Genomic DNA, 24137 nt, shown 5'->3' with positions numbered 1-24137 from the left:
ATTTCAGGCTACTCTTGCCGAATCACCATCACCCCATATGGGGCTAAATTGGCCTCCGTACCAACCGAGGAACCATCCAAGAGACTCACATACGCTCCAGGCAGCGCCACACGTTTGAGTTCATTTGTATAATTCAAAAGCACCCAGAACGCCTGCCCATCCTTCGTCTTGGCAATGACTTCCACGCCGTTCACGGGCTCCCGCAATAACGGCTCCAAGCCCTCGCGTTGAACTACATGCTGCATCAGCGCCCCGAGTGCATCAGCATCCAAATCGCATCCCACATAATAAACGCGGCCATTACCGTACGCATTCACAGTCACCGCGGGTTGACCTATGTAATAATGGCTATCGTAAGTCGCCAATACCTCGGCGCCATTACTCTTCAGAACATCGGCCCATATCGCGGCGGTGCCCTCCCCGAAAGTCCCCTTCACCTTGACGGTTCTGCCGAAATTGATGGAATCGAACTCTTCGAGCTCAACACCGGCCATATCCTTAAATAACCCTGGGACGGTGAGCGTCGACATTTGGTTGTTCCATGTTTTCGTTCCTGAGCGGAAGGTGATTAACAGTATGCCGCCGCTAGCTGTAAAAGCCTCGCATTTGGCAGCAATTTCAGGTGTCATCAGGTTAAAAGCCGGCATCATCACGAGGCGATACTTGGAGAAATCGGTCTCCACATTCACGACATCGAGATTGAGATGTTGATCCGCAATAGCGTCGTAGTATGCGTGCAGCAGCATATTATAATTGAACTTCCGATTGTGCGGCTGTTGCCTATGGCTCCAAGCATTATCGTAAGATTTAATGATTGCGACTTGACTCACATTCTGTGAGCCCACGAATAAATCATGCAACCCAGCCAATTCGGCGCCGAGCTGTTTGATCTCGCGATACCTTCTCCGCCCGATCCCATCATGATCGAGAATGCCATGCCAATACTGCTCGATCCCCACCGTGCATGCCCGCCAGCGGAAATACACCATCGCTTCAGCGCCGTGCGCGAGCGCTTGATAGGTCCACAACCGCAATTGGCCAGGTTCGGGCGTGTCGCCCATATGTTGCCAACCGCAGGGACCGCTTTGCTGCTCCATCATCCAGAAATTCTGCTCTTTAATGCCGCGCATCAGATCATGTGCCATGGAGGCACTAGAGGGTGAGCCTTTTCCCCACATATTATTCGGATAATTGTCCCAACAGATGAAATCGAGATCTTTCCCTATTTTAAAATAGTCCAAATCATTCGCATGCCCCATCAAATTATGGGTAATGGGTAGAGAGGTATAGGTGCGAATTTCATCAATCTGGGCCTTCTGATAAGCTGCCGTTGCATCCGTAAAAAAACGGAAATAATCCAATACCATGCCAGGATTGTGATTGTAAGGTGTAGAGAGGTCGCCTGCTCCAGCATTTTGACTGAAACCATCGCTAGATGAATAGGCAGGTAAATCAATCTCATCGAAATGACGATAGGTCTGGCTCCAGAAAATCGTTCCCCATTCTCGATTTAACGCATCAATCGAACCATATTTACGAGCCAACCATTTGCGGAATTCACGCAGATCACTTTGGCAATAGCAAGGACCACCGAATTCATTATCCACTTGCCAAGCCACAACATGCGGATGGTTCGCATAATGTGCCGCTAATTTACGCGTAATGATGGTTGAATGCGTCAGATAGACGGGATGATTCGGGCAGTAATGCCGTCTTGTCCCGAAGCCCTTTTTGAGGCCGTATACATCCACGGGATACATATCTGGGTACAGATCCATCAACCATTTGGGTGCAGCGGCAGTCGGAGTCCCCAGAATAATCTGGATGCCTTCCTGCGTAAACACGTCAATTGCGCGATCCAACCAGGAGAAATCATAGACACCGAGTTCGGGCTCCATTTTGACCCAAGCAAACTCCGCCAATCGGACAATATTCATACCGGCTTCCCGCATCATTCGCGCATCTAGCTGCCAACGCTCTTCTGGCCAATGTTCTGGATAATAATCAACGCCAAAGTACATAGTGACAACACCTCATCAAGGGATAGTTACTAGCTATTGACTGTCTAACAGGGCTGTACCTTCATTATAACGGATGAGCATTGATCTACACGTAAACTTTCAGGAAAAAAATCTCCAGCAGTTGTCCTATTTAGGTTGTTGTAGCATATGTACGACAAGTGCCCATTATAAATGAAAGAGGAGAACATCATGTGAGGAGAGTGCTCGAATTGTCAAATGAGTTCGTGATGCGTTCATTGGATGAGGTCCGGTTCTGGTCACGTATTATGAAGGAACATTCCTTGTTTCTCAAACTGGGCTTTCGCTGTGAAGACACGACGTTGATCCAAGAGGCGAATCAATATTATCAGATTTTTGAGGGTATCGAGAATCAATCCCATTCGTACAACGAGTTGACAGACCCTGAACAAATTCGGCGCTTCAATACAGAAGTGTCGTCGGCTGCTGCACATATTTGGGCGTTCAAAAGGAAAGTTCTTGGACTCATCATCCAATGCAAGCTTCCTGGCGGTAATAACTTCCCATTGTTAGTTGACCATACGAGTCGTGAGGCGAACTATTTCCGTAACCGATTACACGAATTGAACTCTGGACGATTAGAGCCATTACACGACGCGATTATTGATGAAAATGTGTTCTTCCTGCGTATCATGGCGGATCACGCTAAGTTTATCGGTCATTTGCTGGATCCATCCGAGCGTCAATTAGTGGAGCAAGCGCGGAATTTTAGTCATGATTTTGACCAACTCCTCTTCCAAGCCATTGATTTGAGCGGGATGCGGCCGCAATCTCAAACAGATCCTCTCTTGGACCAGTTCCTGGACCAGAATCGTGTCTCTGTCGTTGCACTCCGTGATTTCAAAAAAACAGCGCGTGATTTAATAGAAGCCTGCAAAATCAAAAGCATCATCCATCCCTTGTTGGCGGATCATGTGTTCCGCGAGGCGGAGCGCTTCTTAGCGATTATTGATATGTTTGAGCAGTGCTTAACGGGCAATCCAGTCATGGGGATGCGGGAGGCGCATGTGGAGCATTAATTAGGCTGAAAACAACAATTCCGATAAAACTTATAGGATTATAATAAATTGTGATTGACGAAGTTTCATTCCGAGTGGTACTCTAGAAATGTGACCACCGTTTGAACGGAGACGCTATTCTCTTTTGGGAGAGGAGTGTCTTTTTTTATTTTAAAAAGGAGTTGAACCTAATGAGCCAACCGTTGTTGAAACTCGAACATGTGAACAAAACATTTCACTCTAGTAAAGGGTCTGTTCAAGCTTTGCACAATATTCAGCTGCAAGTGAAAGAGGGGGAATTTATTACTGTCATCGGTCCCAGCGGCTGCGGCAAAAGCACGCTGCTCAAGATCATTGCTGGACTGGATGTTGCGCATACCGGTGAGGTTCAACTGGGAGGTCAGGTTATACATGGACCAGGCATTGATAAGGGCTTTATTTTCCAAGAGCCAAGGCTGTTTCCGTGGTTGAACGTTGAGAGAAACATCGCCGCGGACCTTTCGCTACGAGACCCTGAAGTGCGTAAAAAAGTGGATGAACTGATTAAACTCGTCCGTCTGGAAGGCTTTCAGAAATCGTTTCCGAAAGAGCTTTCTGGTGGAATGGCTCAACGTGTTGCCATAGCAAGAGCCTTACTTCGTAATCCGAAAGTGCTGCTGCTTGATGAACCGTTCGGTGCACTGGATGCTTTTACGCGAACTCACATGCAGGAAGTGTTGATTGATATTTGGCAAAAAAATAAAACGACGATGATTTTCGTTACGCATGATATTGATGAGGCGATCTATTTAGCTAATCGTGTTGTGATCCTCAAACCGCGGCCTGGCGCGATCAGGAACATTGTGCCCATCGATCTGCCGATCCCGAGGAAGAAGACGACAACGTCTTTTCAGGAGCTGCGGCTGAAGGTGCTCAGTGAATTTGAAAAAATCGAAGAGTTAGAATTAATCGATAGTTCGGGCATTTAAGGAGGAAAAGGGGGAGCTCTTAATGAGCCAACAAGGACATTTGGCAGGTATTGATCAACAGAGATCTAGGCAACGATTCCATCGCGTGCTTCTTGGTGCTTCGGTACCTTTGCTTGTACTGCTTTCTTGGCAGTTGCTGGGCCATTTGGGCGTGATTTCATCGTTGTTATTTCCAACGCCGCTTCGCATTATGAATGCAGCTATTCGCCTTATTCAAACAGGTGAGCTTTATGACAATATCAAGATTAGTGTCGCCCGAGCACTTTCGGGCTTCTTGTTAGGCGGCTCGCTGGGCCTTGCCTTCGGGATTCTCGTCAGTTTATTCCGTAGAACGGAGAAAGCGCTAGATCCTACAGTTCAAATGCTTCGCATGGTGCCTCATTTGGCAATCGCACCTTTATTTATTTTATGGTTTGGTATAGGTGAAACGGCTAAAGTTCTTCTCATTGCCAAAGGGGCGTTTTTTCCGCTATATATCAATGCTTTCTTGGGTATTCGAGGCGTGGATAACAAGCTTTTCGATGTGACACGTGTTCTAGGGTTTAGTAAGTGGAAGCAAGTCATCCGGTTAACGATTCCCGGAGCGCTGCCTCATATTTTATTAGGCGTTCGTATCTCATTAGGTGTGTCTTGGCTTGGACTTGTTGTGGCTGAATTAATGGGATCGACCGCAGGGATTGGTTATATGATGTCGGATGCACGGCAATTTTCCAAAACACCTGTTGTGTTCGTTGGTATTCTCATTTTTGCCGTTTTCGGTATCGTCGCGGATTCCGCTGTGAGGATGCTTGAACGTAAATGGCTTAGCTGGCAAGACAGCTACAAAGGGCATTAAGCAATCTCAAGATTTACCGCACAAAGCTAAGGGGGAGAAGGTATGAGCAATCGTGTCGAGACACTAAGTCAAGCCGCGCAAGGAATAGGCAAATCGAAGGGGCAGAAGCTAGAGCTTGTTCGAATCAAGTGGTTGTGGGAGAGAGTGAACGATTTCGTCATCGGCTCGATCGTGCCATTATTACTCCTTGTCATTTGGCAAGTATCGGGGGATTTGGGACTGTATTCGCCGTCATTTTTGCCCACACCGTTACAGATTACTGCGGAATTTCGTTCGTTAATCGCTTCCGGTGAGCTGACCCAGCATCTATCCATTTCGTTGCAACGAGCTGTAATAGGTTTTCTAATTGGAGGATCCATTGGGTTGCTTTTCGGCTTTTTCGTTGGTTTTGTTCAAAAGCTGGAGTTCATGCTGGATCCCTCCTTTCAAATGCTGCGCATGATTCCGCATCTCGCCATTGCGCCGTTAATTATACTTTGGTTCGGTTTCGGTGAGGTTTCGAAAATCGTAATTATTGCGAATGGTGCCTTTTTCCCTATGTATATCTATACCTTTCTAGGCATTCGAAATGTGGATCGCAAATTATTCGAGGTCGCTCAAGTACTGAATTTTAGCAAGTCGAAGCAAATTTTCCGATTAATTCTCCCTGCTGCCTTGCCAGGTATTCTTTTAGGCTTACGCTTATCTGTAGCCATTTCTTGGCTGGGACTCGTCGTAGCGGAGTTGATCGGTTCGCAGGAGGGAATTGGCTTCCTTATCAACTATGGCAAACAAAATTCAAGCGCAGAGCTTATTTTCGTTGGGGTCATTATTTTTGCGGTGATCGGCAAACTTGTGGATACGCTTGTACGATGGCTAGAAAGAAAATGGCTGAGCTGGCGTGACAGCCTCCAGGGCTAGGACTTAAATAAATAGTGTTGACGACTTTGAAATACGGTGCTAGTATGGCTTTAATCTCAGTAAACAAATTGGTTTTGTCGACTTAAAGTTAAATACTCAGTCCAACCGTACACACGGAGGCGTTCCTACAAAGGGATGCCTCTTTTTTGTTCCAATTACATTTTTAGAGGAGGTCAAGGTAATGGCAAAGGTTTTGGAAGATAACGAATTGCGTCTCGATGCGGATGTGCTAGTGATTGGCGGAGGTCCTGCGGGAACATGGGCGGCCTTAACGGCTGCAACGAAGGGCTCGAAGGTGATTTTGGTGGATAAAGGTTACTGTGGAACGAGCGGGGCAACGGCACCATCGGGTACAGGAGTTTGGTACATCAAGCCAGACGAGAAGCTGCGCGAGGAAGCGAGACAGAGTCGCTATTTGCTGGGAGGTAAGCTAGCGGAGGTGCCTTGGATGAACCGGGTGCTCGATCGCACCTATGAGAATATGAATAAGTTGGGTTCCATGGGGTATCCGTTTCCGAAAGATGACATCGGTGATCCTTATAAACGTGGTTTACAGGGCCCTGAGTACATGAAGTTGATGCGGAAATTGGTTCAAAAGGCTGGTGTAAAAATCCTCGATCACAGTCCGGTACTCCAATTGCTTGCCGACGAGCATGGTGTTGGCGGTGCAACGGGTGTGAGAACACAGAGCGGTCAAACCTGGACAGTTCATGCAGGATCTGTGGTGATCGCAACAGGCGGATGCGCCTTTTTAAGCAAAGCCTTAGGAACCAACGTGTTGACGGGTGATGGCTACTTATTAGCAGCTGAAGCGGGAGCTGATTTCTCGGGAATGGAGTTCTCGAATGCGTACGCAATCTGCCCGACATTCTCTTCCGTAACCAAAACAGCCTACTACAAATATGCGTCCTTCTATTACGAGGATGGATCGATTGTAGAAGGGGCAGGGTCGCAACGTGGACGATCGATTATTGCGCGGAATTTGCTGCAAGGTCGTCAGGTCTACGCGAGTTTGGATCAAGCACCAGAAGACCTTCGTCCGTTGCTGCGTGTGAATCAAACGAATTTCTTCTTGCCCTTCGATCGGCTCGGGATCGATCCGTTCAAAGATAAGTTCCCTGTTACCCTTCGCTTAGAAGGTACGGTGCGTGGAACAGGCGGGATCCGGATCGTCGATGAGCAATGTTCAACCATTGTTCCAGGCTTATATGCGGCCGGCGATGCAGCGACGCGTGAGCTGATCTGTGGAGGTTTCACAGGTGGCGGCAGTCATAATGCGGCTTGGGCGATGTCATCGGGATCATTTGCAGGAGAAGGTGCAGCCCAATTTGCTAAAGATCTTGGCGATAAAGCGACCAACCGTCAGCTGAAAAGTGTCTCAACGACAACCTTTACGAAGTCGGGATCGGGTCAGATTTTAAGCAAAACAGGCGAAGCCATTCAAGCGGTACAAGAGGAAGTCATGCCGTATGACCGTAATTTGTTCCGTACACAGCAAGGTTTGGAAGGATCAATCAATCGGCTTGATGGGCTTTGGAACGATCTGCGTGAACGTGTGACGACATTGGATATAGCGGGTGTTCGTCATCGTGAAGCAGCGGCTATGACAGCTACAGCTCGCCTTATGTACAACACGGCACTTGAGCGTACCGAAACGAGAGGCATGCATAAGCGGGAGGATTTCCCGGAGATTGATGCTGAGCAAGGGTACCGATTAATTAGCGGAGGACTTGATCAGGTATGGACACAAAAAGCGAATGTGAACAAGGAGGCTGTTACCCCATGATCGAGTTAGTCAGCGAGACCAAATGTGTATCGTGCAACCTCTGTGTGTCGGTGTGTCCAACGAATGTATTTGATCGAGTGGAAAATGGAATCCCCTTTATTGCTCGGCAAAGTGATTGCCAAACCTGCTTCATGTGCGAACTATACTGCCCAGCGGATGCGCTCTACGTCGCCCCCGATGCGGAGGGACTGATGCATGTGAGTGAGGAGATTCTTGATGAGCAAGGATTCTTTGGCGGTTATCGCGAGAAAGTTGGCTGGGGTAAAGGACGCAAGCCAGTTGCCGAGCATCCTTATATGTATGAATTATCGAAGCGTGCATCTTTCGCGTAGTTGGGATCGTGTTTGTCCAAATTGAAAGGAGAATGGAAGATGATAGAGAGACAGAAGCGAATTAAAAGGGGATTCGGACTTTTCCGTACCACGCATTTGGTTTTGATTTTAGCGGCTATGGTTGCTTTCTTGGCGGCTTGTGGCAATTCGGATGGAGGTGCCAAGACGGCAGGTGCTAGTGCAGCAGCGACAAGTGGCGGAGCTGCCAAGGCGCAACCACCTGCAGTTATCAACTACGGTTACATTGGCACGAACAAGCTGAATTTCCCAGGTGGTGCAGAGGGTTGGGGCTTGTACAAAGGGATTATCCAAGAGGAGCTCAAAAAGTACGGCATCACCGAGGTTAAGCCCGTAGCTTTTCCGAACGGACCTGACCAAAGCGAGTCGTTAATTAGCGGCAGATTGGATTTCGGCAGTTTGGGCGATACGCCAGCGATACTTGCTCGTTCCACGGGAGCGAAGACGAGAGCGATAACCCAGAACTCAACAGACAATATAGGTTATTTGATTGGTAAAAAAGGTGGACCTACAACGCTTGCAGATTTGAAAGGTAAAACGATCGCAATTCAGAAAGGTTCCTTCATGCACCGCTATATTGCCGGCCTTGTGAAAGAACAACATGTGCCCGACGTGAAGTTCATTCATATGCTGCGTCCGGATGGTGAAGCGGCATTGTCTCGTGGCGAAGTGGACGCGATGACGAACAGTGCAATCTTTGCTTTGAAACAAATTGAGAATGGATTCCCATTAATTGATGAGGCGACCAAGCATTCCAATTTAATTGGAGGTAGCCTTACGGTTGTGTCTGAGGACTACCTGAAGAAATTCCCTGATTTCCCGAAGGTTTGGAATGAAGCAAGGCAAAAAGCGCTCAAAGATTTACAATCCAAACCGGATGAATATTATCAATTCTTATCTCAATTAAATGGGTTCACACCGGAATTGAACAAGAAGGTTACACCAATTGAGACGATAAAAGAGGTTAATTTCAAGGATGATGGTGTGAAACTGCTTGATGGAACGAAGAAATTCTTGGTTGATGAGAAGCTGGCGGAGAAGGATTTTGATCTGAATCAGTGGTTACTTAAATAAAGGCAACATGCCTATTCAGAAAGGGAATGATGACATGACTGTATCCTTACAAGTAGTTAATCAAGCTGATTTAACTCCCGAAGTGGAGGCTAATCGTAAGGCGGATTATCCTGTTCATTCGCTGTTTCTGAATCGTTGGTCGTCGCGTGCTTTTGAAGAGAAAGAAGTCACGAATGAGACCTTGTACACGATTCTAGAAGCTGCTCGCTGGGCGCCTTCCAGCTCCAATCTGCAGCCATGGCGATTCGTCGTCGCCCAAACAGAGGAACAGAAACAGAAGTTCCAATCGTTTATTAAGCCGAATAATCAATTGTGGACGGAGCATGCTCCTGTTCTGTTGCTAATCCTGTCCAATAAGTTCCGTCAGGATGGTGAACCTAGTGGTGCGCATGCGTTTGATGCAGGTGCAGCTTGGGCATCCCTTGCTTTTCAAGCCCACTTGCTAGGTCTGGCTACGCGTGCTGTTGGCGGCTATGAGAGAGACAAGGCACGTGAAGTACTTCAGATTCCAGCGGAGTATGAGCTTCATGCTGTGATTGCTTTAGGTTACCGTGGAGCACGTGAAACGTTAGCCGAAGACTTTCAGCAACGTGAGCTGCCGAATGGACGACGCTCATTGAGCGAGAGTATCATCGAAGGCTCTTTCTAGTTCGATGGACTCGTGGAACCGGCAGTTTGCAGCGTTGCTCTCTGTACAATTGCTTGTATCGACCGCGCACGGCATGTTCGTTCCCCTTTTGCCCAGCTTCCTTCAGGATGTTGGGCATGTAAGTGGGGATTCGCTTTACATATGGTCAGGCGCCATATTTTCGGCCAATTTCATGATTATGATGCTGCTCATGCCCTTCCTGGGGCGCATCGGAGATCGTTACGGGCGTAAGCCTGTGATGCTATGGTCAGGATTGGGGATGACCCTCGTTACGGCTTGCATGTCACTTGCCACTGAGCCTTGGCAGTTGGCGCTGCTGCGATTGGCACAGGGCTGCTTTACTGGCATCCTGCCATTCACGATGGTGCTGATCTTGATTGGAGCTGCCAAGAATAAAGTTGGCGTTTCGGCTGGCACCATGCAAATGATGGGCGAGACCGGTTCGCTAATTGGCCCCTTGATCGCGTCCTCTTTACTTACATTTTACGCAGTAAGAGGCGCGTATCCGGCTATGAGTGTATGTATTTTGCTTGCGACCGTCAGCGTATTTTGCTTTGTTAAAGAAGGTCCACGTGCACCTGTCGATGCTAAAATGGAACGAAGCACATGGCTATCCGACTGGAAGCAAATTTGGCGGATGAAGCCGCTCCCCTCGCTGCTGCTTAGTGCCCTTTGTATTAATTTCGCACTAGTCGGAACGAATCCAATTATTCCTTACTATGTGCGGCAATCCGCGCATAAGCTCACCTTTTTCAACGATCAATGGCTGCTTGGCATCACCTTATCGGCGACCTCTCTCGCCGTTATCGTTTTCTCCCCGTTGCTGGGTATGCTATCCGATCGCGTAGGACCCTTATTGTTGCTCAAAATAGCGACGAGCACTGCGTTTCTCCTCTGTATCGTGCAAGCTGTGACACATCTCTATCCGCTCATCCTTGCGTGTCGATTTACACTCGGCCTGTGCGTAGCGGGTATGATGCCCAATATTCAGGCCCAAGTGCGAGGCTTAGTCCGCAAGGGGATGGAGGGACAGACCTTCGCCATGGTGAACTCATGGATGTTCCTTGGCTGCCTAACCGGACCGCTTCTCGGTGGCGTTATCGTCGCGCAATTCGGCATCCGTGGTTGGTTTATTACGGCTATGCTCGTTTTTGGCGTCAGTTGCTGGCAGGCTTTTCACATTGGAAGTTACCAATCGCGGAAGGCAGAGTTGGAATTAGCCCAAACCGTGACGCGTGTATCATCCACTGCAAATTAAAATGAAACGAGCTCCTTGGGGCTCGTTTTTTTTGCGTAAAGGGCTGTGCTGTGGGGAGACTGTTGTAGATGTAACAGAATTGATATCCGCAAGTTATAAAGAAGCCGAGCATTCCGCGAAGCCAGGTGGTATAATAGGTTAAACGTTTCAACAAACTTGGCGAGGAGTGTTACAGATGGCAACAATTCAGAAGGGGTGGGCCCAAGAAGCATGGGCACAGACCGTAACAAAAGTAGACAAAACAAGCAAACGCATTGGTGATGGCTTTCCACATGCAAGTGTTGGCGGAGAATATAAGCTGGAGCCGGCCTATTGGTGGACAGCGGGCTTCTGGCCTGGATTGTTGTGGCTTTTATATCGTGATACGAAAGATGAAGGATTGAAGCAGTTGGCGGAGTCTTGTGAGCAGCAGCTCGATCAAGTTGTTACCGACTACTATCGTCTGGATCACGACATCGGCTTCATGTGGACATTGACGAGTGTTGCCAACTACAAGCTAACGGGTGCAGATGACTCCAAGCGCAGGGCTTTGCTTGCGGCGAATCTGCTTGCGGCACGCTTTAATGTGAAGGGAAACTACATTCGTGCGTGGAATCCTTGGCGCGAGGGTGAAGACAATGCAGGTTGGGCCATTATCGACTGCATGATGAACTTGCCTTTGTTGCACTGGGCGTCACTGACCACGGGTGATCCGCGCTTCAAAGAAATCGCTGTAAGACATGCGAACATGGCCGTTGAGCACTTCATCCGTCCCGATGGATCGGTGAATCATATCGTGATCTTCGATCCTGCCACCGGTGAAAAGCTTTCCGTGAACGGCGGGCAGGGCTTTGCACCTGAATCGGCTTGGTCGCGTGGAACTGCGTGGGCCATTTATGGTATGAGCCTCAGCTACAAGTACACGGGTGATGAGAAATATCTACAAGCGGCGAAGCGCGCTGCGCATTTCTTTTTGGCAAATCTACCGGAAGATCATGTGCCGCATTGGGATTTCCGTTTGCCGGACGGCATCCCGGCGTATCGTGATTCCTCGGCAGGCGCGTGCGCGGCGTGCGGCTTGCTCTTAATTGCGGAGCAAGTGAACAGCCAGGAAGCATCCCTGTACCGCGAGGCGGGCGAGCGGATTCTTCACTCGTTGTACACGAACTACGGCGCATGGGATTCCGAAACCGAAGAGGGGTTAGTTACTCACGGTACAAGCCATTATCCTGAGGGGAAGAACATTGACGTTCCGCTCATCTACGGCGATTATTACTTTGTTGAGGGGCTTTCCCGACTGCTCGGGCATGGCGAGTTTTTCTGGTAGGTTGTATGAAAGTAGAGCTGTTTTCGAGTAGCATTGTGCTGCTTGAGGGCAGCTCTTTTTTTTGATGTAGTCGACGAAAATCCGATGCCAAAGGTTTTCAACCTGCTCAATTCTCCTCCTTGTAGATATCGCAGAAACTATTGTGCATTGATATACGCTCCCCACCGGCTCTACCTCCCCATACAATTCGATCTCCAATTTCAATGTTGAACTGTTGAATTGTGCCTCCTTTTAACTCAACCACTCTTACAGCATGTTGAACAATGGGAGTTAGACGGAATGGACGCATTTGTTCGCGAATACTCAGAATGTAGTCACTTTCATCTAGGAATAATATATCAATCTCAAATTTCATAAAAAAAGTATGTACAGAATTACAAGGGTGGATAATTAGACATTCGTTATCATTAATAGTTCTTTTTGCCATCCAGCCTATGAAACGTGTAAAGAAGCTGTCTGCGAACTGGATTTGGGTAGCGATTATTGTCTGTGATTTCTCTAAAATCAGTAGCATTTAAACACCTCAAATGTTATTTGAAAATTAAAAAAAATAAAAAAAGTCTAAATGGAGGATGTGAAAATATGATAAATAACCATGACTTATTACCTATAAAATAATAGGATTTTATTACTAAAATATAGTAAAGTTTTGTAAAACTTTTATGAAAAATTTATGAAATCACCAATTTTCACGACTTATTTCGACAGTATTCGACAATAAAGATCATATAAGATACTTATTGAATATTCTGATTGATATAAAATTTTATATTAATATTTAATTTATAAAAAAAAAATTTATAATGCTTTTTTGTGGAAAGCCAAAGTGAGTTTGGAAAGGAAGCTAATCATGCTAAAGACATTACGACAAAAACTACATGATGAAAAGGGGCAATCTGTTGTTGAGTTCGCTATCATCATGCCTCTCATTTTATTGATTATTATGGCAATGATTTATTTTGGCCTTTTTATTTTTGCCAAAAGTGTTGTTTTATTTTCCGCACATCAAGGAGGAAGAGAAGCTTTGAATTTTAGAACAAACATTCAGTATTCCGAACAACAAAAGGAGCAATTTATAAAAAATGCCTCCTTGCAGGTACTTCAAATGCTGCCAGTAGGCGCAAGCCCTCCAGAAGTAGAAACAATTAAGAACGAGAATACAGGACTCATACAAATTACCGTTACGTATTATTTTAAATTAAGTCTTCCTTTTATCAAAGAGATTACGGGAACGAACAGCCAACCTGTGAAATCTGAAGTGTTCTACCGCTTTGCCCCACCTCAGGAAATTTAAATCTACATGACAAGGCGGAGATCAGAATGAAGTTACTTGCTAAGTTTCGAGAAGAAGATGGCTTTTCTGCAACATTCTTCGCTATTACAATGCCGGTCATTTTAGCGATTATGGGAATTGCCATCGACGGCTCCTATGTGGTATATAACCGAATCAAGTTGGATATGGCTGCAGATGCTGCAGCACGTGCAGCTATTCATTCATTGGATTTATCTGTTTGGTATGGAGAGAGGAAAATCGTTCTTAATACAAGTAAGGCGTACCAAATGGTAGATCAATTAATGAGAGATAACATGCCTACGGCTCGCTTAATAAGCCTTGAAATTCCATCGGACTCTCCGAATACGTGTGTAATTGAAGTAGAAGCTCAAGTACCTTTATTTTTCCTTCGTCTCTTTAATGAAACAAGCTACAAGATACACGCAAGCGCAAGCTCCATTGGTTATGATCCTAATCAGACGCAAAGGTGAGAACAACATGAGTAGCCTAATAACATTTTGTATATTTTGTATTTGTTTCCTTACATTCGTGCCTGTACATAAGATGTTTAGGGGAAGCCCCTTTCGAAAGGTAATAGACATCGTACTTTCTAGAGGTCAACCTACCTCATTTTCTTCTTCTTATCTACTACAAAAAGTAACCCCTATTCTTCATATTATTATTAGATTATTCCGTATTAAAACGAATTACGTGAGATGGGATCCATACCGGAATAAGCTTGCAACGCTGTATGTCAATAAAGAAGTAACGGTAGAGCAATTCATTGCTTTGAAAATTTTAGCTGCTTGTTTGGTCTTCCTCTATATGTTACTACTAAATGTTTTTCAACCATCGCCTTTTTTGTTTTTACTTGGTATGTTGTTGACCTTAATTTCTTATTACATTCCTGACCAACTCTTAAACATCCAAATAAAAAAGCGAAAATGGGAAATTTATCGTGATATTCCTTCGATCCTGCTGTCTTTAGCGGTAACTACGGATGCAGGGCTTTCCTTGAATCAAGCACTAGAAGAAATATGCAGTGTGAAAACAGGGGCACTTACGGAGGAATTGCGAAAAACTTTGCAACAGATTTCAGTGGGGATCCCGCAAAAAGAAGCCTTCGAAGGCCTGGCAACAAGAGTACGAATTGATGAAATTACGATGTTCGTTTCTGTCCTTACGCAAACGTTAGAAAAGGGTTCATCGGGAATTACGCATGTGCTTCGTGAGCAGGCTAATGAATCGTGGGCGAAAAGAAAAGGGATTGCGAAGGAATTAGCTGGCAAAGCTTCCATCAAGCTATTTCTACCCATGATTGGTCTTGTTCTCCCTGCATTAATGATCTTTCTGATTGTTCCAGCCGTGTTCTCCATATTAAAGTTTTTTAAATATTAATCCGCAGGAGCCCCTATGTTACTATTACTTACTTGTCTACTTGTCTATGTCGTGTTCGTTTCATATTCGCTTGTATCAGATCTTCTGTTCGGTCAGATACCTGAGAAATATCACTTAAAGAAGTATTATCGTTTTTTGCGTGGGGAGTCGGGGAGGAAAAGATCGTTTTCCGATCGTATGCTCCGTTTGAATAAAGAACAACGGTATTACGCACTGAATACGAAGAAGTACTTTATGTACACTCTCCCAATTTGCTTTGCCATTTTTCTATTCATGCTCTTTATTTTCCGAAGCTTTCCCTTTGCGCTGTTAATTAGCTTGGCAGGTGTTTTTTATCCTAGATTTATTATTTTAGGCTTGATCAAAAAGCGTCGTCGCTTACTCAACAATCAGCTAAAGGAAGCCATGTTTTCATTGGTCTCATCCCTCCGTGCTGGGGCATCCCTTCAGACAGCGATTGAAAGATGTGTGCAGGATTTAGAAAACATTTTCAGCGAGGATAAAGATGCACCTATCGTGCGAGAGTTTCAGTACATGGTGGAAGAATTACAAATGGGCTACACCGTTGACGAGGTTCTTCATGCTTTTAGAGATCGCGTACATTTGGAGGATGTTACAGACTTCGTGAATGCAACGTTAATTGCGAAGAAGAGAGGAGGTAATTTAACGGAAATCTTAGTTAATATCTCAAAAGTCATCTCAGAAAAAATTGAAATCAGCAATGAGATTCAAGTATTAACAGCTGGAAAACAAATGGAAGCCAGAATGCTCTCTATAATGCCGGTTTTTATAGTAGGGTGTCTAACACTCCTCTCTCCAGAATATATGGAGGCCATGTACGATTCATGGGTTGGGAAGCTTTTGTTGTTTGTTGGATTTATTTTAATCCTTATTAATTATTGGATTAGCAGAAAAATTGTTGACATTCATGTGTAACTAAAAGGTGGGCTAGAAATGAAATCAACGTGGGTTCGAGTTTCATTAGGTATTGTGCTATCTGTCATTATTGCATTCGTTAGTCATGCCTATTTAAAATCTTTGCGTGATGAAGTAACCGTTGTTGTGGCAGCTGTAGATATACCGGTACAGACGGCCATGAAACCGGACATGTTTACAACGATTCAAGTCAATACATCGAGTCAACATCTACTTGCTCCGAATGCCATCCGCAATGTGTCCGATCTAACTGGCGCCATGGCCATGGACTCTTTTAAAAAAGGTGAAGTCATCGTTAATGATGTGAGAAAAGTGATACCAAGTGAACAAACGACGACGGATGGAAGCAAAATTAATATTAGTGATTTGGGACGTTCGTTCTATATTCCAGCAGATAAAAAGGCAATTTCCATCAGTCTTGATGCGGAAGGAAGCCTGGGGTACAGCTTGAAAAAAGGCGATATCGTTGATGTCATTTTTACAAGTTCAAGTACAGATGCGGAAAGTTCGTACTCCACGACGATTCTCCAGGGAATCGAAATATTTGAAGTTGAGGCGATTAGTGAAAAGGACAGAGCGAATAGGACGAGTGGTCAGAATATCACCTTATTAGTTAGTTCCCAAGCGGCTCAAGATTTAGCATTTGCGAAAAGAAAAGGAAAGATCGACTTACTTCTAGATTCTTCGCGAGTGGGGGAACGTTCTGCCAAACCGCAGAATCCAACCAGCTCACAAAAATTTAAACCAGCCGGGGGGAAAAAGGAATGAAAGCTCCACTTGTGATTACGCTGCATTCTCCCCAAGGAGGTTCAGGTAAATCCACACTGGCACTCAATTTAGCTTTGCAATATGCCAAGCAGGGAAAGAAAACGTTGTTGGTGGATATGGCTGGGTATGGGGGATTACCGGCTATGTGCAAAATCCCGATAAGAGGAAGCGGCCTATCAAGTCTCATTACGGTTTTGGAGCAGAGCGTGGAATTGCCGAACTATGATCATTTTGCAGGTTATTTTAAAGATGCGATAGTTCCCTATAAAGACATTCGAGATTTTCATTTATTACTAAGTGCATCACCGCTCAAGATGGAGAAGCTGTCTAGTGTGTATACCGATTATCTGATTGAAACAGCAAAGAAAGAGGATTATGCGGTCATTCTTGTGGATACTTCTTCTGAATTATGTGAACGCAATATCGCTTGTATCGAATCCGCAGATCTGCTGCTTATTCCGACTTTGCAGGATGTCGCATCAGGTTGGAAAGTAATTCTGTTCAAAGAAATTCTGGCGAGTTTGCATATTCCTAAGGAAAAAGTCTATCTCATTGCAAATCGTGTGACGAAATATTCAGGCTTCAGTAATAAAGAATTTCAAGAGGAAATTGGCTTTACACTGCTTAGTGAAATTCCTGATATATCGAAACAGGTGCAACGACATGTAAATTCTGGTATACCAATGGATTTATCTGGGAAGAGGAAAGTTTCTGCTATGTTCCAACAGTTAGCCCAAAAAATAATGTTGCAGGTGGTCTAAGTTGAGTATTGAGGACTTAATTAAACGTCGACAAGAAGCTTTACTGCACAATGAAACCGCAGCGGCAATTGAAACGATGGATGCAGGAAACTATAAGACGGAAATATTTGGTAGAGTCAGACAAAAGATTGCGGATAATCGCGAATTGTTCGCTAGTGATATGAAGCAGGATATTGCATACATTCGCAATATGATTTGGAAAATTATCGAAGATGAACTGGCGTCACAACGAACGGAATGGATGCTGAGCTCGTATGATCGCTCAGAAATTCTAGAGCAATTAATGCATACCATGTTCGGTTTCGGCATTCTGGATGCCCTTATCCATGACACCCAAGTTACGGAGATTATGGTGAATGGCATCAAGAAAATTTACATCGAGAAGGATGGCCTCTTGCAAATTGCACGTGATCGCAAAGGGCAGCCACTAACTTTCTCAAGGCAAGAAGAATTATTGCATGTTATTGAAAAAATTGTGTCTCCGATTAATCGCAAAGTAAACGAAAGTGAACCGATCGTTGATGCAAGGTTACCAAACGGTTCTCGGGTGAATGTGGTGCTTAATCCTGTTTCCTTGGATGGGCCAGCGGTTACGATTCGGAAATTCCCGGAAAAACCCTATACCATGGGCCAATTGGTTGAAGTCGGCACTCTTTCAAGCGAAATAGCCGAATGGCTTGGGATGCTGGTGGAGGCTAAGTATAACATCATTATTTCGGGTGGAACAGGCTCAGGAAAGACGACATTCTTGAATGCGTTGGGGATGTTTGTACCAAGTCAGGACCGAGTTGTCACCATCGAAGATGCGGCGGAGCTTAAGTTAAACAATGTGGAGAATCTGGTTCGCTTGGAAACGCGGCCTGCCAATATTGAGGGCAAAGGTGAGATTAAGATTCGCGAGCTTCTACGTACAGCACTGCGCATGCGGCCAGATCGCATCATTGTTGGGGAAGTGCGTGGCGGAGAAGCGCTAGATATGCTGCAAGCGATGAATACAGGCCATGATGGCTCCTTGTCTACAGGCCATGCGAATTCGGCTGCCGATATGTTAAGTCGTCTAGAAACAATGGTACTGATGTCAGGGCTTGAATTACCAATACCTGCAATTCGACAACAGGTTTCCTCGGCAATTGACTTCATTGTTCAGCTAGGGAAATTACGCGATGGAAAGCGGAAGGTCACTGAGATTGTTGAGGTACTGGCTGTTGAGAATGATCGAATACAGCTACAGACGATATTTAAATGGGATCAGAACGTAGGGGATCTTGTGTCAACTGGAGAGAAAGTGAGTGCCACTGATAAATGGATGGCCACTGGGTTTGCGAACCACTTTGCCATGAAAGGAGGTGAACAGGGATGAGGATGTTGTACAATTCATATTTCAAGTTATGTAATTTTTTGGAAGATTTTAAGAAGAAAGAAGAAGGACAAGCACTAAGTGAATACGCCATTGTAATTGGGGTAGTTGCGGTCATTATTATTGCTACGTTGGTATTGTTTAGAGGGGCACTAACAAACCTATTTACCAGAATTATTACGTATATGGAAGGAGTGACGTAGGGGATACAATCAGCCAGAAGTGACGCTTAACCCGAGTGCTTTGGCGAGGACTGAGTTAGGTCGCTTCCAGCCTTATGTTTAGACTACGAGTTATTAATGAGTGTGTCAAGAAATGCGAAGGAGTCAAACTTATGCAGATTAATGAACGCGATGAGCATGATTTAAATAGTAGTACATATAGCGATAGTTTTTATGGCTTTCAATTAAAAAATATTGTTAAAACCATTGTTTCGTTGACTTTAGCTCTGATGATGGGGTGTTTTTTGTTTGTAACTACATCTTATGCGGAAACAAAAGGATGGAATGCTGTAGCTGAACTTACTCATGAAGGGGTTATAACCGTAGTAGCACCAACACCGGACGGTGGTTTTATAGCGGGTGGATATATATCTATTACAAATAATAATAACATTTATACAGCTTTATTAGTAAAGTATGATGCAAATTTTAATGAACAATGGAAAAAGACAATCGAAGGTTATGATTATTCGAGTGGTTATGGTACTTTCTATGGCTATAACAGTATTAAGAGCAATGCTAATGGAACTGAGTACATTGCTGGGGGAGGAGATGTTGTTCATAGGTTTGATCAAAATGGCAACTTAACAGGTTCAAAAGTTATTCTTTATAATGTTCCGGGAAGCTATATGAGTAATGTAAGCGATGTTGCGTATGACGATGACGGCGCGATAATTGCGGTTGGAAGTGTAATACAAGGTTGGGAAGAACAAAAAGTAGCTATGGTAAAAGTTAATAATGATGCTACAATGTCTCCGATTTCACATGTCTCGTACACCTCTTATATAGGATACACTCCGATTGGTAATGATCCTTTTAATTGGGAGAATAATCCGTGGGAGTCATATACAGATGCTAGATCGTATCTGAAAATAGCCGGAAAGTATTATATAGCAGGATATTACAATAAATATGCAAATATTCATGTTGTTGGTACAAATCCTAATAACTATAACAATATAACATTTGGAGGAAGTAATGGCTATTCTAGTTATTCTCGTATTCGAAAAACATCGGATGGCGGATTAATTGCAGTTGGCAATAGCGCCGCTACTGACGGTGATATGACAGGATTAAATAAAGGCTCTAACGATGGAATCATCGTCAAATATAATGCGAATATGACTATTCAATGGAAACGAGCGTTTGGAGGTAGTAGTGACGACTATTTTACAGATGTTCAACAAACTTCGGATGGCGAATATATTGTATTAGGTTACTCTTGGTCGACAGATAAAGATATGCTATCGATTAAGTCCTCAAGAGTGAGTGTTAAGTATGATGCGCAGGGTAACTTACAAGAAGTGAAGCCAGATGCTGGTAGTGATAGTCTTATTTCAACTACCAATAATCTTTATACGCATGGTCATAAATCGGGTGGTGGATCTACCATTCTAAAATATGGAGAAATTGAACCACCCAGTATTTCACTCTCAAAATCAACTCCGAACTCTGCCAATTACCCGTTAACGATTCAGGCGACTATTTCAGATGCTAGCGGAATCGCTGTGCAAAAGTGGGCAGTCGGCGATCAACCGGCCAGTTACTTTAAAACAGGTGGTACAGTATTTAGTGGAACTAGCTTTGTTGTTCCAGCTAATGGAACCTATACGGTGTATGCGAAGGATCTTACCGGGAATGAAGCGGTTAAAACGATAGAGGATAAAACCGAAGTATGGAAAACTGTCAGTTATAACAATAATACGGGTTATTTAAATGCAATAGCACCAACACCAGACGGTGGATTTATTGCTGGTGGATGGACAATGGATGAAAGTGGTACTTCATCTTCAACAATTGTTAAGTATGATGCCAATTTTAATGAACAGTGGAAGAAAAACACTGCAGAAGCTGACTATAAAACTTGGAGTTATTTTAGTATTAAAAGCAATGATGATGGAAGTGAATATATTGCTGCGGGTGGAAATGTTGTACATAGGTTTGATCAATATGGCAACTTGACGGGTTCGCAGTCTGTTCCCCTTGATATTGTTGATATTGCGTATGAAGAGGATGGAGCAATAATTGCGGCTGGAAATCAAGGAACGTGGGGGAATTTACAACTAGCTACAGTAATCGTGAATAATGACGCTACGATGACTCCTCGTACACCTGTCTTATATTCTTCAAATGTTACTCATGGGTACTCGGGATTTAAGTCAGGTAGCAATTATTATATGGCAGGAACTTCTAATAACTATAACAAAGCTTTTATTCGGGTACTTAATTTGGAAACACATGAAGTTCAGGAAGAAATATTTGGGGGGAATAATGGAAGTTCGCTATTCAATCGTATTCGACAGACATCGGATGGCGGATTGATTGCTGTTGGCTATAGTTCCGCTACGGACGGCGATATGGCGGGATTAAATAAGGGTTCTTATGATGGAATCGTCGTCAAGTATGATGTGAATTTAAATGTAGAGTGGAAAAAAACGTTTGGTGGAAGTAATGAAGACTATTTTGATGATGTACAACAAACGCCTGATGGGGGTTATGTTGTATTCGGTCGTGCTTTTTCAACAGACGGAGACCCGGCACCGGTTGTATTGAATTATGCTGCTGTTATTGTTAAGTATGATGCTATGGGTAACATACAAATCATGGAATCGCTAGATTATAATGAATTTGAGTTTGGATTTAATACTGTTATTTCATCCTCCAATGGCATTTATGTAACGGGTAATGATGGAGATCCCTACTATGGTGGAAATCGCATTCTGAAATATGTACCTGCCGAGCATCTCCCACCTAGCATTAATCTATCTTTATCAACGACAAATCCAACTAACCAAGATGTAACCATCCATGCATCTATAACTGATGATAATGGAATCGCTATTCAGAAATGGGCAAGCGGTGATCAACCTGCAAGCTATTTTGCAACGGGTGGTACAGTATTAAGTGGAAGCAGTTTCGCTGCTCCAGTTAATGGAACCTACACCGTATATGCGAAAGATCAAGCAGAGAATGAAGTGGTTAAGACAATAACCGTGTTCAATATCGATAAGGTAGCACCAACAGTACCTACGTTAACAGCGGATAGTACTACGCATACGAACAGTAATGTAAATGTGACTGTAACGTTTCCGGCGGATGCTTCAACCAAAGAGATCTGCATAAACGGTGGAACTTGGACAGCCTATAGCTTGCCAGTTGTTTTTAAAGCTAACGGAACACTCGAGGCTAGAGCGACAGATGCGGCAGGTAATGTTTCACCAATATCCATATACATGATAAACAACATAGTTAAACCAGTCCCAACAGCACCCACACTAACTGCGGATAAAACTACGCCTACGAACAGTAATGTAAATATGACTGTCACATATCCAGCAGAGGTTTCAATCAAAGAGATCCGCATAAACGGAGGGACATGGGCAGCCTATAGCTCGCCAGTTGCTTTTACAGCTAACGGAACACTCGAGGCTAGAGGGACAGATGCAGAAGGCAATGTTTCACCAACAGCCACTTATACAATTAATAATATAGATAAAACAGCACCAACTATTCCAAGCATCGCATTAAGCACCAACGACTGGTCTAACACCCCAGTAACCGTTACCATCCTTTCGGGAAGTGATTCTGAAAGTGGTGTCTTAACAAGCCAATACAAAATTGGTACCAACGGAACGTGGAGTAACTATAGTAACCCGTTTGCAGTCAGTTTAATTGGCCAGACAACGGTGTATGCTAGAACTCTCGATGTTGCTGGTAACATCAGTAATGAGACGAGCGCAACAGTTTTAATCAATACGCCAACTGCACCACCTACACCTAACCCGGATACGGATGAGCCAAATAACAGTAAAGAAAACGCAGCATCCATTGTTGGAGTCAAGAAATCGTATCTTTCAACGAGTGGTGATGTCGATTTTTATCGTTGGACAGCAAGTACACTAGGTAAAGTTAAAATTTCATTTATTCCTCCAACCTATAAGAATTATAATTTGGAAATCCTTGATTCAAACTCGATGATTCTAGGATCCATAGTACCTGGTGGACCGAACAATACTTACATTAGTGTTGCGGCAGGATCTACGTATTATCTTAAGGTTAGCGGTCTAACGAACACAGATTATGGTATTTCTCCTTATACGGTGCTAATTGGTGATGCCGATCAAGATGCGAATGAGCCTGATAATAATGATAGAACGACAGCACCGAGTATCGGGATTTCATCTTCTAAGGTTGGATTTATATCGTCTGTCACTGATCAAGATTATTATAAATTCGAAACAGGTACAAATGCAGGCAGGGTGAATATCAAATTAGACATGCCAAGTGATGCTAATTATCATCTTACTATTCTTAATTCGGCTGGCAATCAACTTATTATTCAAGATTTAGGACAAGGTATAGATGAAGAGGCGAATCTCTCTTTTACTATGGGAGAAACTTACTATCTCTTAGTAACAAACTCTGGCAATAGTACGATAAGTGGAACAAGTTATACACTTTCAGTAGGAGCAGTTGAAGTAAGCTCCGGGGAACCGAACGAATCCTATTTGGAAGCGACAACGGTTGTGCCTGGAACTACTTATAGCAGTTATACAATTGGAACTAGCGGAGATAAGGATTACTACAAATTCACAGCAAATGCAAACGGAAAAATCGTTATCAAGCTGAATGGAGTAAGTGGTAAAAACTATGGGTTATACGTATTCCGTGACGAAGGCAACCGACTAGATCCTAATAAAGTATCAGGTACTGCCACATTAAAACAGGTACAGTTCGAGGTTCAGCAAGATCACATGTATTATGTGGCGGTAATCGGAGATTCACCGAATGATTACGATGCGACTAACGCTTACTCGTTAAATGTTAGTTCAATTGTAACGGATGATGAGTCTAACGATAGTTGGCCAGAAGCGAAGAATGCAGCACTTGGTGTTCCAGTAACCTCTTATATTTCAGTATCTGGTGACGAGGATTACTATTATTTTACACGATCGGGTACAGGGCTAGTTCGTGTGCAACTAGATGTTTCACGTGTATCTTCATCTAAGGATTACGATATTCAAGTTTATCATGAGAACGGAACGTTACTTTCTAGGTACAATAAAAATGCAGGTGTCAATGAGGATTTCATGTTTACTGCGCAAGCAAATGTGAAATATTACGTTAAAGTTTATGGATATAGAGATACTGATGGAAACTATGGAACGGAACCGTATGTTTTACTCATAACACAACAATAAGACTGCTCTTTGATAACCTAATATAAGCATAGGGGTGCAAGCCATGAGCCTAAAATGTA

21 protein-coding genes are annotated in these 24137 nt (G+C 44.1%); 19 read left to right on the top strand and 2 right to left on the bottom strand.

The annotated features are described in order from the left end of the window. Nucleotides 1-8 precede the first annotated feature (8 nt). The gene (locus J2736_RS13670; RefSeq protein ID WP_310499156.1) at nt 9-2021 is read right to left on the bottom strand and encodes a beta-galactosidase; all 2013 of its coding nucleotides are present in this window, start codon (nt 2019-2021) and stop codon (nt 9-11) included. A 209-nt stretch (nt 2022-2230) separates the two neighbouring features. Here J2736_RS13670 and J2736_RS13665 point away from each other — a divergent pair, with 209 nt between their 5' ends. The 10 genes from J2736_RS13665 (at nt 2231) to J2736_RS13620 (ending at nt 12163) form a co-directional block, all read left to right on the top strand. Beyond that, the gene (locus J2736_RS13665) at nt 2231-3058 is read left to right on the top strand and encodes a DUF2935 domain-containing protein (RefSeq protein WP_310499155.1); all 828 of its coding nucleotides are present in this window, start codon (nt 2231-2233) and stop codon (nt 3056-3058) included. A 170-nt stretch (nt 3059-3228) separates the two neighbouring features. Next, the gene (locus J2736_RS13660; RefSeq protein WP_310499154.1) at nt 3229-4005 is read left to right on the top strand and encodes an ABC transporter ATP-binding protein; all 777 of its coding nucleotides are present in this window, start codon (nt 3229-3231) and stop codon (nt 4003-4005) included. 22 nt (nt 4006-4027) lie between these two features. Continuing rightward, nucleotides 4028-4840: an ABC transporter permease gene (locus tag J2736_RS13655; RefSeq protein WP_310499153.1), complete on the top strand. Its 813-nt coding sequence runs from the start codon at nt 4028-4030 to the stop codon at nt 4838-4840. 42 nt (nt 4841-4882) lie between these two features. Continuing rightward, entirely contained in the window at nt 4883-5740 is an 858-nt protein-coding gene (locus J2736_RS13650; RefSeq protein ID WP_310499152.1) for an ABC transporter permease, read from the top strand. 181 nt (nt 5741-5921) lie between these two features. Continuing rightward, nucleotides 5922-7526, top strand: a complete 1605-nt coding sequence (locus tag J2736_RS13645) for an FAD-binding protein (RefSeq protein ID WP_310499151.1) — start codon at nt 5922-5924, stop codon at nt 7524-7526. Next, nucleotides 7523-7858, top strand: coding sequence for a ferredoxin family protein (locus J2736_RS13640; RefSeq protein WP_310499150.1), 336 nt, complete (start codon nt 7523-7525; stop codon nt 7856-7858). Before J2736_RS13645 ends, J2736_RS13640 begins: the two co-directional genes overlap by 4 nt. A 39-nt stretch (nt 7859-7897) precedes the next feature. Then, entirely contained in the window at nt 7898-8950 is a 1053-nt protein-coding gene (locus tag J2736_RS13635) for an ABC transporter substrate-binding protein (RefSeq protein ID WP_310499149.1), read from the top strand. A 34-nt stretch (nt 8951-8984) separates the two neighbouring features. Further along, on the top strand, nt 8985-9599 hold the full coding sequence (locus tag J2736_RS13630; protein WP_310499148.1) for a nitroreductase family protein: 615 nt from the start codon (nt 8985-8987) through the stop codon (nt 9597-9599). A 4-nt stretch (nt 9600-9603) separates the two neighbouring features. Continuing rightward, the gene (locus J2736_RS13625) at nt 9604-10857 is read left to right on the top strand and encodes an MFS transporter (protein WP_310499147.1); all 1254 of its coding nucleotides are present in this window, start codon (nt 9604-9606) and stop codon (nt 10855-10857) included. A 175-nt stretch (nt 10858-11032) separates the two neighbouring features. After that, the gene (locus tag J2736_RS13620; RefSeq protein ID WP_310499146.1) at nt 11033-12163 is read left to right on the top strand and encodes a glycoside hydrolase family 88 protein; all 1131 of its coding nucleotides are present in this window, start codon (nt 11033-11035) and stop codon (nt 12161-12163) included. A gap of 106 nt (nt 12164-12269) precedes the next feature. On the opposite strand, the gene J2736_RS13615 is transcribed toward J2736_RS13620, so the two are convergent. Beyond that, nucleotides 12270-12677, bottom strand: coding sequence for a DUF192 domain-containing protein (locus J2736_RS13615; RefSeq protein ID WP_310499145.1), 408 nt, complete (start codon nt 12675-12677; stop codon nt 12270-12272). 336 nt (nt 12678-13013) lie between these two features. Between J2736_RS13615 and J2736_RS13610 the strand changes: the two genes are divergently transcribed. The 9 genes from J2736_RS13610 (at nt 13014) to J2736_RS13570 (ending at nt 24078) form a co-directional block, all read left to right on the top strand. Beyond that, on the top strand, nt 13014-13457 hold the full coding sequence (locus J2736_RS13610) for a TadE/TadG family type IV pilus assembly protein (protein WP_310499144.1): 444 nt from the start codon (nt 13014-13016) through the stop codon (nt 13455-13457). A 26-nt stretch (nt 13458-13483) separates the two neighbouring features. Beyond that, nucleotides 13484-13927, top strand: coding sequence for a TadE/TadG family type IV pilus assembly protein (locus tag J2736_RS13605; RefSeq protein ID WP_310499143.1), 444 nt, complete (start codon nt 13484-13486; stop codon nt 13925-13927). Between the two features lie 220 nt (nt 13928-14147). Further along, nucleotides 14148-14834, top strand: coding sequence for a type II secretion system F family protein (locus J2736_RS13600; RefSeq protein ID WP_310499142.1), 687 nt, complete (start codon nt 14148-14150; stop codon nt 14832-14834). 186 nt (nt 14835-15020) lie between these two features. Further along, nucleotides 15021-15770, top strand: coding sequence for a type II secretion system F family protein (locus J2736_RS13595; protein WP_310499141.1), 750 nt, complete (start codon nt 15021-15023; stop codon nt 15768-15770). Nucleotides 15771-15788: 18 nt separating this feature from the next. Next, nucleotides 15789-16538: a Flp pilus assembly protein CpaB gene (gene cpaB / locus J2736_RS13590; RefSeq protein ID WP_310499140.1), complete on the top strand. Its 750-nt coding sequence runs from the start codon at nt 15789-15791 to the stop codon at nt 16536-16538. Then, entirely contained in the window at nt 16535-17299 is a 765-nt protein-coding gene (locus tag J2736_RS13585) for an AAA family ATPase (protein WP_310499139.1), read from the top strand. Before cpaB ends, J2736_RS13585 begins: the two co-directional genes overlap by 4 nt. Nucleotide 17300: 1 nt before the next feature. Continuing rightward, nucleotides 17301-18659 (top strand): CpaF family protein, encoded by a 1359-nt coding sequence (locus J2736_RS13580; RefSeq protein WP_310499138.1) that lies wholly within the window; start codon nt 17301-17303, stop codon nt 18657-18659. Continuing rightward, nucleotides 18656-18859 (top strand): Flp family type IVb pilin, encoded by a 204-nt coding sequence (locus tag J2736_RS13575; RefSeq protein WP_310499137.1) that lies wholly within the window; start codon nt 18656-18658, stop codon nt 18857-18859. The genes J2736_RS13580 and J2736_RS13575 overlap by 4 nt, the downstream gene beginning before the upstream one ends. A gap of 131 nt (nt 18860-18990) precedes the next feature. After that, the gene (locus tag J2736_RS13570) at nt 18991-24078 is read left to right on the top strand and encodes an OmpL47-type beta-barrel domain-containing protein (RefSeq protein WP_310499136.1); all 5088 of its coding nucleotides are present in this window, start codon (nt 18991-18993) and stop codon (nt 24076-24078) included. Nucleotides 24079-24137: the final 59 nt, after the last annotated feature.

It is taken from the genome of Paenibacillus qinlingensis (genome assembly GCF_031455095.1).
Taxonomy (GTDB): Bacteria; Bacillota; Bacilli; order Paenibacillales; family NBRC-103111; genus Paenibacillus_E; species Paenibacillus_E qinlingensis_A.
This window is presented reverse-complemented; position numbering and strand designations above follow the sequence as displayed.